At 40.4% G+C, this 12,491-nt stretch carries 12 protein-coding genes; 4 read left to right on the top strand and 8 right to left on the bottom strand.

Going from position 1 to position 12,491, the window contains the following annotated elements; genetic code table 11:
- Positions 1-5: 5 nt before the first annotated feature.
- The 4 genes from IIB39_04695 (at position 6) to IIB39_04680 (ending at position 4,266) form a co-directional block, all read left to right on the top strand.
- Entirely contained in the window at positions 6-596 is a 591-nt protein-coding gene (locus IIB39_04695) for a hypothetical protein (GenBank protein MCH8928000.1), read from the top strand.
- A 64-nt stretch (positions 597-660) separates the two neighbouring features.
- Positions 661-1,917 carry a tetratricopeptide repeat protein gene (locus tag IIB39_04690; GenBank protein MCH8927999.1) on the top strand — a complete coding sequence of 419 codons (1,257 nt, stop codon included), beginning with the start codon at positions 661-663 and terminating at the stop codon, positions 1,915-1,917.
- Positions 1,918-2,067: 150 nt separating this feature from the next.
- Positions 2,068-3,546, top strand: coding sequence for a response regulator (locus tag IIB39_04685; GenBank protein ID MCH8927998.1), 1,479 nt, complete (start codon positions 2,068-2,070; stop codon positions 3,544-3,546).
- A 111-nt stretch (positions 3,547-3,657) separates the two neighbouring features.
- A complete protein-coding gene (locus tag IIB39_04680; GenBank protein ID MCH8927997.1) occupies positions 3,658-4,266 on the top strand; it encodes a hypothetical protein in 609 nt (202 codons plus the stop codon).
- A gap of 122 nt (positions 4,267-4,388) precedes the next feature.
- Here the strand turns inward: IIB39_04680 and IIB39_04675 are convergent, their stop codons facing one another.
- The 8 genes from IIB39_04675 to IIB39_04640 all read right to left on the bottom strand — a co-directional run bounded on the left by IIB39_04675 (position 4,389) and on the right by IIB39_04640 (position 12,480).
- Positions 4,389-5,963 (bottom strand): hypothetical protein, encoded by a 1,575-nt coding sequence (locus tag IIB39_04675; protein ID MCH8927996.1) that lies wholly within the window; start codon positions 5,961-5,963, stop codon positions 4,389-4,391.
- A gap of 58 nt (positions 5,964-6,021) precedes the next feature.
- Positions 6,022-7,053 (bottom strand): hypothetical protein, encoded by a 1,032-nt coding sequence (locus tag IIB39_04670; GenBank protein ID MCH8927995.1) that lies wholly within the window; start codon positions 7,051-7,053, stop codon positions 6,022-6,024.
- On the bottom strand, positions 7,020-7,412 hold the full coding sequence (locus IIB39_04665; protein ID MCH8927994.1) for a hypothetical protein: 393 nt from the start codon (positions 7,410-7,412) through the stop codon (positions 7,020-7,022). Before IIB39_04665 ends, IIB39_04670 begins: the two co-directional genes overlap by 34 nt.
- Positions 7,378-8,709 (bottom strand): MFS transporter, encoded by a 1,332-nt coding sequence (locus IIB39_04660; GenBank protein MCH8927993.1) that lies wholly within the window; start codon positions 8,707-8,709, stop codon positions 7,378-7,380. Before IIB39_04660 ends, IIB39_04665 begins: the two co-directional genes overlap by 35 nt.
- Positions 8,710-8,920: 211 nt before the next feature.
- Complete coding sequence (gene moeB, locus IIB39_04655) at positions 8,921-10,348, bottom strand: molybdopterin-synthase adenylyltransferase MoeB (protein ID MCH8927992.1); 1,428 nt, start codon at positions 10,346-10,348, stop codon at positions 8,921-8,923.
- Between the two features lie 5 nt (positions 10,349-10,353).
- On the bottom strand, positions 10,354-10,782 hold the full coding sequence (locus tag IIB39_04650; protein ID MCH8927991.1) for a M67 family metallopeptidase: 429 nt from the start codon (positions 10,780-10,782) through the stop codon (positions 10,354-10,356).
- Positions 10,783-10,785: 3 nt separating this feature from the next.
- Positions 10,786-11,703 carry a cysteine synthase family protein gene (locus IIB39_04645; GenBank protein ID MCH8927990.1) on the bottom strand — a complete coding sequence of 306 codons (918 nt, stop codon included), beginning with the start codon at positions 11,701-11,703 and terminating at the stop codon, positions 10,786-10,788.
- 240 nt (positions 11,704-11,943) lie between these two features.
- Complete coding sequence (locus IIB39_04640; protein ID MCH8927989.1) at positions 11,944-12,480, bottom strand: superoxide dismutase family protein; 537 nt, start codon at positions 12,478-12,480, stop codon at positions 11,944-11,946.
- Positions 12,481-12,491: the final 11 nt, after the last annotated feature.

Raw genomic sequence — 12,491 nt, 5'->3', positions numbered from 1 at the left:
ACACCATGAAAAAGAACAAACTGGTCCCTATAATCGGTTTTCTGATTATAGGCGCAGTTTCTCTAATGGGCTGTAGCAGCGATTTGCTTACCGCTCCTGAAGGGAAAACAAACAATCAATCAGCTGCGCAGCAGAATGGAATACCAACTGATCAATTAAATTTGGTTTCCTGGAATGCTGATATCGTGAGTGATCTTCACTCCTTAAATAAAACAGCTTATCAGATTAAACTTATCCAAGCGCATAAGGGAGGCAGTGTAGGAGGTAAAAGAACTTTTGGTAACAAGGTTAAAATTCCTGCAAACGCATTAGCAGTGGATACAGAAATATCCGTAGAAGTACTTTGCATTGATAAAAATGATCAATGTGGAGCTTCTGTGGAATTTTTGCCAAATATAAGTTTCCAGCTTGACGTTACCGTTACATTATCTTATGACGTTCTCAATTTTGATGGCGATCCTAATACTCTGAAGGTGCTCTGGTATGACGACACAACCGGATTATGGGTCGAGGTTGAGGGTGCGGTTATTGATGAAAAGCATAAGACCGTTTCAGTACAAGTCGATCACTTCACTCAATACGCATGGAGTTTATAATATTGAGTTTGAAGATCAGACTATACTGTCTTATCAATCAAAACTTTAACTTTAAAGGAATGTCATGGAAACTATAAACGGAAAAACCCTTCAGCTGTTCATTGAGAAGGTCTCCGAGTTGGCTAACCGCAGATGCGGAAAGACTTTCGCCAACAAAATGAGATCGCTCAGGACAGAAAGGGAACGCCTGCTAAAGAACAATTGGCGAAGAATACCACCTGAAGCCTTGCTTTCCGCGGAAAAGCAAGAGATTTTCAGGGTAATTGATTTCGATACAATTGTTCTGAACGCTGCTGAGTACTTGAAAGAGAAGGAATACGTAGAATTTCTATTCGATGTAGCCGAAGTTTCTATCAGTTTCAGCCAGATGGAAAGAGCCCAACGGCTTTTGCATTTGGTAGTAACAAAACTGAAGAAATTCAGCACAGACCTTCTGCTTGCAAAGGCTCATCAACGTCTTGGAGATATCTCTTTCTATAGGAATAATTGGGTTACTACACTCAGACATTATACAAAGAGTCTTGATCTCTTTACGAAATCAAAAAACAATCAGGGAAGAGCGCACGTTAAAAGCTCTATTGGTTCTACCTTAGTAAGACAGGGTGAAATCATCAAAGGAGAGAAACATTTAAAAGAAGCAAAAGCGATTGCCAAAGCTTCGAGGTTGAATGAATTGCTTAAAAAGATTAATGTCAATCTCGGTAATGTTTACAGCACAAGAGGAATGTGGGATGAAGCAATGAAGTGCTATAAAGAATCTCTCTCTTTGATAGGAAGAAAACGCGACGATGCAGAACGAGCAAGATTATATATTAATATCGCTATTATATTTAAAGCTCGCGGAGAATTTGACAAGGCATTGGAGCACTTCCAGAAGAGTATAAAATTAGCGACTTCGGCAAATGATCAATATTCTAAAGGACTGTCTTATCTTGAAGAGGCGGAACTTTATTGCAGAATAGGCGATCTTGCTGCCGGTACTGCATTGGCTACAACCGCCTTCAGAATATTCTCAGGATTGGGAGAGCGTCTCAGCGTTGCCGAAGTTTATAAGATATTCGGCATAATAAATCGCGAGAACAAACGGTATGACACTGCACTATCGTACCTCGAAAATAGTAAGCGGATTAACGAGGATTATGACGATTCGCTGAACCTGGGTGAAACCATGATGGAAATGGCGAAACTCTATGGTATGAAGGGCGGAGAAATCGTCAAAGCGAAAGAAAGCGCTCAGACCGCAATCTCCTGCTTTAAGAGGATTAATGCGGATGTAAGAGTATCTCAGGCAAAGGAGTTGTTAGCAGCTTACACAGCTTGATGTGTGAGTGAAAGATATACTACTTAGCTGATACTTGTTAGGAAATGTTTTCGGGCTGAAGGAATTAATTACTTTCAGCCCGAAAATTTATTTATACGTAATTATTTAACGCAATTTATTTTTATTTAGGCTATTTTGGGAGGCATGGGATTGAAGGATCATCTAACTACTATCTTCGATAGTATCACGGAATATATCGCGCTATGTGATAAAGACTTCAATATCATTTATTCCAATAAACCGGCAGATATAGTTTTGGGACAGGGTAAAAGTTTAGTCGGCAACACTTGTTTCAGCAAATTTCGCGGAAAAGACGAAAAGTGCGCTGACTGCCCTCTTGAACCAACCATTCAGGATGGAAATGTAATTCCTCTTGAAAGCTACGACGAACGGTTCGACGAATATTTTGAGGAAAGGACTTATCCAATTCTTTCTGAAGACGGCGAAATTGAGGGATTTGTACTTATGAGTCGAAATATGACTAAATCAAAAGAGATAGATGAGAAATACACTCAATCAAAAAAATTAGCCGCTCTCGGGCAAATTAGCTCCGGTGTAGCCCATGATTTTAACAACGTTCTCACAGGGGTACTCGGTAGGGTTCAGATACTTAAACGACAAACCAACGATAAGCGCATCCTGAAGAATCTCTCAATGATTGAATTGGCAGCACAGGATGGCAGTGCCACTGTCAAAAGAATGCAGGATTTTGCGCGATTACGTACCGATGAAAAATTTATTCCTATTGATGTAAAAGAAATTATTGAGGAAGTGCTTGCGTTAACCAGACCTAAATGGCGGGATAATGCGGAAATGCAGGGAGTACTTATAGAACCGGTAGTAGAAATTGATGAACAATTTTATGTATTAGGCGATCCCTCAGATCTTAAGGGCGCATTTACAAATTTGATTTTTAATGCTGTTGATGCTATGCCCGAAGGAGGAGTTCTCACAATTCGCGCGGAAAAGAAAGCCGATAAAATTTTGATTGAATTTGAAGATACAGGAATCGGCATGACCGAGGACACTATTGAACGAATTTTTGACCCCTTCTTCTCAACTAAAGGTGTTAAAGGAACCGGCCTCGGCATGAGCGAAGTATATGGGGTCATAAAACGGCACAGGGGAGCTATTGAAACAACGAGCAAAATCGGAAAGGGCTCAAAAATAGTAATTTCTCTGCCATCTGTTAAAAAAGGCTCCAGCGCGGAAGAAACGGATGAAATTCTCGATAAACATGAAAGCAAGATTCTCATTATTGATGATGAAGAGTATATTCTTGATATGTTGGAAGAACTTTTAGAAGACCAGGGCCACAAAATCACCACGAGTTCTTCGACAGAAAAGGGCTTGGAACTGTTTAAAAATTTAAATTTCGATATTGTTATAACCGATCTTGGTATGCCCGACATGAGCGGATGGGAAGTTGCCGAACGTATTAAAAAAATGAATCGCAGCGTATCGGTAATTCTTCTAACAGGATGGGCTTTGAATTTAGAATCTGAAAAGATCAAGGAGAACGGAGTTGATTTCACACTTCAAAAACCTTTTTCAGAAGACGATCTTTATTCAATGATACTTGACGCCAAAAAGCTTAAAGACGAACTGTCTTCAGAAACGATGCCTTGATAACAATACAGATTTTATCTTCTAATCTATAAAATATTTCTCCTGCCCTCGATTTATTACTCGCTATTTCTTTCTTTTTAATCTCAAATTGTTAAATTTAAAATCAATAAAATGAGCTTGTTCATAAATCCATTTGATAAGGACCTGCCGCAAAAGGTTCTCCAGCTGAAGCCGATGAGCGGGTATTGCTTTATCATAGATATCGCCGGTTCCACTGAACTCAAAGATATTGATCTCTCAAAGTGGATTATTTTTATTTATAATACTTTTGCAAATATTATGGGTAATCTATTTATGAAGTTCAATCCCATTAAGAGTCTCGGCGATGCGCTTATGTTCTTCATTCCCGAGGATAATATGAAAGACGAAAATCCGCTTACGCTCTTTCATGCGCTTTGGAATATCATTTCGAGTGATGAACCGAATCTAAGAGAGGTAAAGATTGGCGTTACATTTTGTTCTGATGCGTATGACATTACTTTTGTTCCTGATACCGTAGATGTATACGGCAAAGATATTGATCTTACCGCGCGCCTGGCGTCGCTTGCTGAAAGCCAGGAGATAATTATGAATGGCAGCTTTGTTGAAAAGGTCACTGAAGAATATGAAAAGTCAGAGGATTCCGAAACTTATTCTGAAATCAAGTTAATCAAGGGCCCTTGGCCTACTAAAATTAGTGGCTTCGCCGATTATCAGAATATATACAAAGTGACAAAATAAACTGCACAAAAAGTTTTATACTCTTTTTTCATCTGCTTCTGATTCTACCATTTTCTTTATAGTCCTGATTCCGAATATTCGTTGTTAGTTTCAGATCGTCCGGATAAAAAATAATAAAACTATTAATGGACTACCCCTACTAATTTTGGCTTGTTATCAGCCCTGGTGATAAAATGAAATTGAGCCGGAGGGGGATTCTTCCTTCCGTTTAGAATTAGCTGCACTTCAACTCTGAAATACCCCTTAGAATTAATTATTACTTCTCTATCAAGTGGAATCGAAAAAAATGATTTATCGGATATAACATTAATTTGATTACCGATTTGATTACTATTTGAGTCATAAAAATGAGTCTGATATTCTGCCGGACTGTTTTCGTTCCCTAAAATTGTTTTACCTATATCTTCAAATTGTATCGATCCGCTTCGTATTCCACGATACTCTAATGGCGTTACATTATATAGAAAATACCGCAAGGTTTTCTTCTGACGCTCCAAAATAGTTTTGAGCATATAATCAGCAGCGGCTTCTTCCGGATATCGTGCCTCTTTAATCAAAACTTCCAAATGCTCACGCGTTAGCGCTCCTAAAATTTTAGCAGCCCAATAATCATCTGCTCGCCTGCTTATTCTTATCGGCTCATAAGGCCATGTTTCTTTCCATGTTGCGGGATCGTACGCCTCAGATTCAAATGCTCCCACCGATTTCCATTTAGTATATTTCAAGTTTTCCCAATCTTCTATCACCAGTCCCAACGTTGCGATATTTCTGAAGATCTTTTTTACGCTGTATAAATGTTCAAATCCGTCCCACATCCGATCATGCTCGGCGCCGTGCCCGCCGAACGCTTCACCGAAATCCAATAGATAGTGTTTAACATACCCCTTACCTTCATCGCCAACATACACGTCCAAAGAATTATCAATGCGCATATCGGAATGATTTGTGAACGCTCCAAAAACTTTCAAGGCTCGCAATACTCTTCGATTCTCATGGTTTACTCTGTCGTTTTTATCGTCTTTCCTCACCCCAACTTGAGATAACGGACCAAGAATATTTCCCTTAATAAAATAGCTTACCGTAGTTCGATATTGACCGTCAATAGGGGGAGCGACCTTAGATAACACCAAATCAACATCTTCCCGGGTAATAGCGCTACCCTTTTTTACAGTCAATTCTTCCGGCGCAAAGAAGTAGAGATAATCTTCAGGAACATTATAACCGAATCCCCAAAATAATCTATTTACTATGAGTGCCGTTGTTGTTTCAATAGCAGGGAATTCAGGAGGGTCGAACTTCATTAAGTAGAGCTCGCCCCTACTGTCTTCAATTATAAATCCGGGATTTCCGCCGCCGGTTTTCGCTTTTGCTACCGTCAGTGGCGCTACCGGAGGTCCAACTTCCTCAGGCCCGCGTAAGAGTTCTTCAGGCGATATCCGCTTGTATCCTAATCGCGGCTCATACCAGCTCGAGGTGGGCACATTATCCATCGAGTTCACATCCCCGGATTCTTTTACCGGAGATACATCCAACGCGTTTATTGCCGGACGCTCTACCAGAACCTCAAATACGTAGTTTTTCATATCAAAATCACTCGACTCGGGAAGGTCAATGGGATTGTCGTCATGCGAATCTGTAACCGGAGCCAAGTCAGCGAACTTTATGGAATGTCCACACGACGATAGTGTCAAAGTCATTATCGTCAAGACGGCTATCTTTGCACATTGGTTTAATTTCAATTTAAGACACTCAAAATTATTTCCAGTCTGTACGTTCGTTTTTATGTAAGGGAGAGCCAAACCCGAGCAGGAACTTCACTCCTTCAGAGCCATAAGCAAATTCTATTTTCCCAAATTCGCTTCTCCCTTGATGCGTTACCAAACCGAATCCGATTGCCCAGCGAGCATTATCAAAAGTCAAACTACTCAAGTCTTCCGATACAATAATGAAATCTGTAAACAGCTGCCCCGAGACCTGGTAAGCCAGCGGCCATTCATATTGCAGTGACGGAATAAAAGATATATTGTCCGTGGCGATAAGTTTTCGGGTGGATACACCGCGAAACGCCCGTTGTCGGGGGTATTCAGTAAATGAAATCGGCACTTCGTCATCTAAATTTTCTATTTTATCCACAATCAGTCTTGGTACTATAATCCTATTATCTTTGATGACAGGGATGAATGCTGCCACATCAAAGCCCATTCGTATGAATTTACTTTTGTCTCCATCAACACCCTGTGAATAACCAAGGTATCCGCTGAGCATTTTCCCCGAGGATATGCTTTTTTTAAATTCTCTTGTATCGTATTTAAATGCAGTCTCATTATAAATTTGTTTTCCTTCAACACCCACACCCGGAAGCAAGGCGACATCAAATACATCCTCAATGGTTAATCCGCTGATTCCGGAATTTCCGATTTTTCGTTTTTGATAAAATGAAGTGTAAAATAATTCTAATTTTTCAGACGGCCTGAATCCAAGAACAGCTTGAAACTTAATTCTTTCCTGAAAATATCTTCCAAATTCTTCGCTGGTAACCTTAAAATTATTTCTGCTATCGGTTACCGGATTTGCTCCAAATCCGAAAAATATTTGATCGTTAAATCTGTCTGAAAGTGAGAGCAGGCTTATCTGCCAAACTTTATCATTTATTAGGCCGTTGTAATTTACTTTCGCGTGCAATTCGGATTTGAATCGATTTCTGTATCTTCCGCCTAAAAGGACGCTTTTACTGTCATCCCGATAGAATAAATTCAATCCGTAGTATGGAGAGAAGCCGGAAGACAATAGTACACTGGGGTACCATCCGACTTTCTTATCAAAAACGAAAAAAAATCTTCGGCACGTGCTATGAAATTATCCTCAGAAATGACTATCACACTCTTTCCGGTAGAGAGTAGAATTCCTCTTACCACTTCACGTGGTAAATATAAACCTTTCACTATAGCCTTGCGTAATGTATAATCGGCTGACCGTCTTTCTCTTTCCACACCCCTGACATTTTGAGAAATTAATATTACGCTCTCTTTAGAGTCTGCTGATGTTGTGTCCTGAGCCGATGAATTTTCAGACGGGATAATAGCAAAAAACAAGGCTGTCAGTATGATAGTTTTACGTATTCTGATTTGTCTCAGATAATTTGTCAAACTCATTTCCTACATAACGAATGATAAACAGCCAGGCGATCACTGCAGCTAATATCGCCAAAGATAGCCATCTAACACTTGTAAAATCGGTGAATACCATTGTTATACCAAGGCTCAACAAGACTGCTATTGATTTAGCAAACCGTTGAACAAACATATCTATAAATGCCTTTGCTTTGTATTTTTCATTCCTTGTAGTGGGAACATACAATGTTTCCTTTGCCGATTGATTTATGGAATAACTGAATCCGTTGTCTACTGTGTTCAGAAGGCTTCCAGTCCATAGTATCGGAAGAGCGATAAACCCGGCGGAACCTACAACTATAACAATCGGAAGAAACATCAGCGCGGTTTTAACACCAAATCGTGTCATGATATAACTTGTAAGGAAGAGCTGCACGAACATCCCCACGAAATTCGTAATATTGAATATCAATGAAAATTGTCTGCCTATTGCCGGACCGTCAAGATAATGTTCGATTGTTGCAGTAAACTGAAAGTCCATTATAGTTGATACGATTTCATAGAGACCAACGATACCTGCTATTGCCAATAAATACTTTGAACTGAAAACAAGTTTTGCTCCCTCTATCGCGGGATTTTCTGATTTAACCTCAATTTCTGCGGCAGTTGATTTTTCTTCCAGAGAATCAGGAGGATTTTGATCAACCAGTATTCCGGCGTATCTAGCTATTATCATTATCACCAAAGCTATTACGAGAGTAATCATCAACCATGTTCTTGGCGTTACGCTACCGACCCAAACTCTTACAAAAGTGGTTCCTACGACTCCCCCAAGCACGCCGCCCAATCCTACAAGACCATAAAGTCGTTTTGCGGCATCGGATGTTACGCTATCATTCATAAACGCAAAAAATGTCGCCACCATTAATGTGCTGAAGAGATCTCCAAACAGATAGAAAGTCCAGATAGTTAAATCACCGGGGCTTTCAATTAAAAAACTGAAAATCACATATGCGAAAATTATAACTCCGGAAAATATATAGGTCAGTTGCTGACGACGATACTTACGAGCAAGCCATGTAAAAACCACCACGGCAGCAAACGCCACAAACATATTTAACACTTTCGCTATAAGCTCCGCTTGAGAACCTCTTAGGTGCCAAAACAGAATATCAACTCCCGTTTGGTCATAATATGTTATGAAAAGAGTTTTCTTGAGCGGCTTAAGAATCCAAAAGGATGTGATAACTAAGAAAAAATAGCTGAACATTAAGAGAGAAAGAGGCAACTCCTCTTTCTTGATATTCATAAAAGCTTTAAACGGATTAGCCATTTGACCCATTCAGGTTAAGATTTATATATACGAAAGCCGATATTACGAATACACTTATAAGAATTTTGTTTTATTCCTACGTTTATTATTAATAACAGCTTAATAAACGACAGAACGTTTTAATGATATGTAATAAACACGACAATAATCGCATTTTTTCTTAATGCAAATATGAATCGGTATCGGTTATATATTTTAAGCGATATTTTCTTCAGTATTTTGGCATTGTAGGATCAACCGTATCCGCCCATGAGAGGGTTCCTCCGTATAGATTCGCTACTCGGCTAAATCCCGAGTTTTTCAGGAAATTTGTTACCGAATATGAGCGCTCGCCACTTTTACAATAGATAACGATGTCACGGTGCATATCAAGCTCCGACAGCCTTGAGGGTATTTCCTGCATCGGAATATGAACACTGCCTTCTATTTTGCAAATTTTTATTTCTATATCTTCTCTAATATCAAGAAGAAGAATATCGTCTCCTTCATCAATTTTCTTTTTCAATTCAACAGGTGTTATCTGTTTAATTCCATCCAATTTATCTTCCTCGCTCTCCACGACACCACAAAAATCTTCATAATCAATCAATTCGGTTATTTCAGGGTTTTCACCGCATATTTTGCAATCGGGATTCTTTTTGATGTTTAGTTTTCGAAAATCCATGTTTAATGCATCTATTAAAAGGAGCTTACCCGATAATGATTTACCCATTCCAATAATAATTTTCATAGTTTCGGTCGCCTGTAATGTGCCGACAATTCCGGGCAATACTCCAAGGACGCCTCCTTCCGCGCACGAAGGTACGAGTCCGGGTGGTGGCGGTTCAGAGTATAAACACCTGTAGCATGGGCCGTCTTCGTAATTAAAAACCGATACTTGACCATCAAACCTGAATATACTCCCGTAAACGTTCGGCTTCCCCTCAAGCACACAGGCATCGTTTACAAGATAGCGAGTCGGAAAATTATCTGTTCCATCCACTACGACGTCATATTGTGATATAATTCTTCTTGCGTTTTCTGAACTGAAACGTTCGGCGTAAGTCTCGATCTCAATTCTCGGGTTAAGGTCTTTAAGCCGTTTTTCCGCCGCTTCTAATTTCGGCGTTCCAACATCCGAAGTTCCATATAACACTTGTCTTTGCAGATTCGATTCGTCCACAACATCAAAATCCACTATTCCCATTTTTCCGATTCCCGCTGCCGCCAAGTATAGCGAGGACGGACATCCTAATCCTCCGGCGCCAATGAGAAGCACCGAAGCTGCTTTGAGTTTTTGTTGTCCGTCTATGTTTACTTCCGGCATTATCAAATGTCGGCTGTATCTCATAATTTCCCAATTATCAAGCGTAACTGTCGAACCGCCAGCTATAGCGGGTATTATGGAGAGTTCATCTCCTTCGGATACTTTTGTTTGAAGTCCATCGGTAAACCGTACATCTTCGCTGTTATGGTAGATGTTTACAAAATTTCGAAGCGAACCTTCATCATCATAAAGGTGCCTTTTCAGTTCGTCAAATTCTTTTACTAATTTATCAAGCGCCTCCGCGACACTATTTCCATCCAATTCGATCTCCACTTTCGCCTGATTGGCGGTATATCTCCGCAATGGTGACGGTATTCGTATATCAACCTTCAATTTTATTACTCCTTTTCTTTCTCTATTTCCACGGCTCGAAATTCACTCCTATCTTCCACAAGCTCCCATGCCGTAACATCAGACGGCTTCCCATCCATAATTGAAAATATAATATATGAAAATCCCGGTAGCGCCGCCTGCCTGTCAATTTCGGAAGGAATCGCCGGATGATTCGGGTGAGAATGATAGACACCCACAAGAGCATAACCATTTTCGTCAGCATAACTTTCGGCATTCATATAATCTTCAGGCGAGATTAAAAACCGTCTTGCCTTAGAATCCGGATGAGCATTTATTACCCGGGAAATTTCTTCAACTTTGACAATCCCGTTACTAAATCCTCCAAACATGAAGCCGCAGCATTCATCGGGAAATGTAGTAGTCGCATGCTTTTCCATTCGTTCAATAATATCTTGATTCAGAAATATGGACATCTTCTAACTCCATAGACCGGTACTGAAATACCGTTCGCCTATATCCGGCAGAAGAGTCACTATATTTGCCTCACTGACATTTTTTGCCATTTCTCCGCAAGCGTATAGGTATGCCCCTGACGATTGCCCAAGGAAGAACCCTCTCTTTGCCAGCATTTCGGTCATACCTTTTGCATCTTCTGCCTGTACCTTGATTTTTTCATCAACAAGGGTGGAATCAAATATCTCGGGGATGATTGAATTAGGTTCATCCAACGGTTTCAATCCTTCAATTCCGGGAAAAGGCTCAGCGTCCACCATTACAATTTTTATGTCGGGATTATATTCTTTTAACCTCCGCCCTATTCCGGTTATCGAGCCCCCGGTTCCAACTCCTGATACAAAATGCGTGATATCGCCGTGAGTTTGTTGAATTATCTCATTTGCCGTTCCATAATAATGCGCTTTCCAGTTATTATCATTTTTATATTGGTCCACAAAAAAATACTTATCGGGGTTCTCGTCGTAACGACGATGAACTTCACGTAAAGCCTCGTCATATCCTTCTAGCGGATCGGTGGTAATCACAGTAGCGCCATGTGCTTTCATTCGCTCAATTCTTTCACGACTTGCGTTTCCCGGCACAATTATCTCAACATCGAAACCCAAAACAGCCCCTATCATCGCATACGCTATTCCTGCGTTTCCGGAAGAACTGTCGAGAATCGTCTGACCCTCTTTCAATTCACCTGAAAGCAGCGCCTTTCCAAGCATCAGCAGGACAGGCCGGTCTTTGAGTGATCCTCCCGGATTTCTCCATTCTGCTTTCGCCATTATATTGATATTCGGAAATTCTTCCTTAAAAACAGCAATTTCTACCAAAGGCGTATTTCCGATTATGTTTAATAATGGATACTTTAGCAGAAACTCCTTCGGTAACATTTCGGAAGGCTCGGCTGCGCTATCCAAATTGCTAATCTGCTCTGCCGTCGTCACTTTAAATAATTCCTCAATTCCATCTCATTCTAATATACGTTATTACTAATTTAATTGCGACAATCATTGTCCTAATTCCCTTATATAACTGTAATGACCGTTAATTACCAATGAATATCATTGAATACCTACTCTTTTGAGAAAGTCGTAGCAGGGATTAAGGAGCTTAATCAGTGATTAGAAATCCTATTTATTGGCTATTCCAATAACTCCGCATGCTAATCGCGCGCCAGCCGCGCCTGTGGGCTGTGAATTTAAATCGTCCTCACCGGCGTGGATTATTACCGCCCTGCTCAATATAGAATTGCCTCCTGCCATTGTTATCGTAGCGTCCACAAATTCGAATACAGCTACTGAATCAGAATTTGCTGTAATATTACCAAGATCTCCAACATGCCGCAGATCGTCCGTAGGCGCTCCGTGATTTACTCCGTCAGGATTAAAATGTCCCCCTGCTGATTTACCGTCTGTAGAACTACAATCCCCGAATTGGTGTATGTGAAAGCCATGATCTCCGGGTGGCAAGCCCTCAATAGTTCCTGTAACTTTGACTCCCCCGACAACTTTACCGAACCATATAACTCCGGACACGGAATTTCCTTCGGTCGCCTGCAATCTGACCACTGCATTATTGAATGAATTCGCGGTGGTATCCACTGAATCCATATTGACGCATGATATAAGTAAAATCAGTGCCAAAAGAGCGGTGCTAAAAATTTTCATTCTGCTGCCTT

The sequence above is a fragment of the Candidatus Neomarinimicrobiota bacterium genome, assembly GCA_022573815.1.
Taxonomy (GTDB): Bacteria; Fidelibacterota; SORT01; order SORT01; family SORT01; genus JACZTG01.
This window is presented reverse-complemented; position numbering and strand designations above follow the sequence as displayed.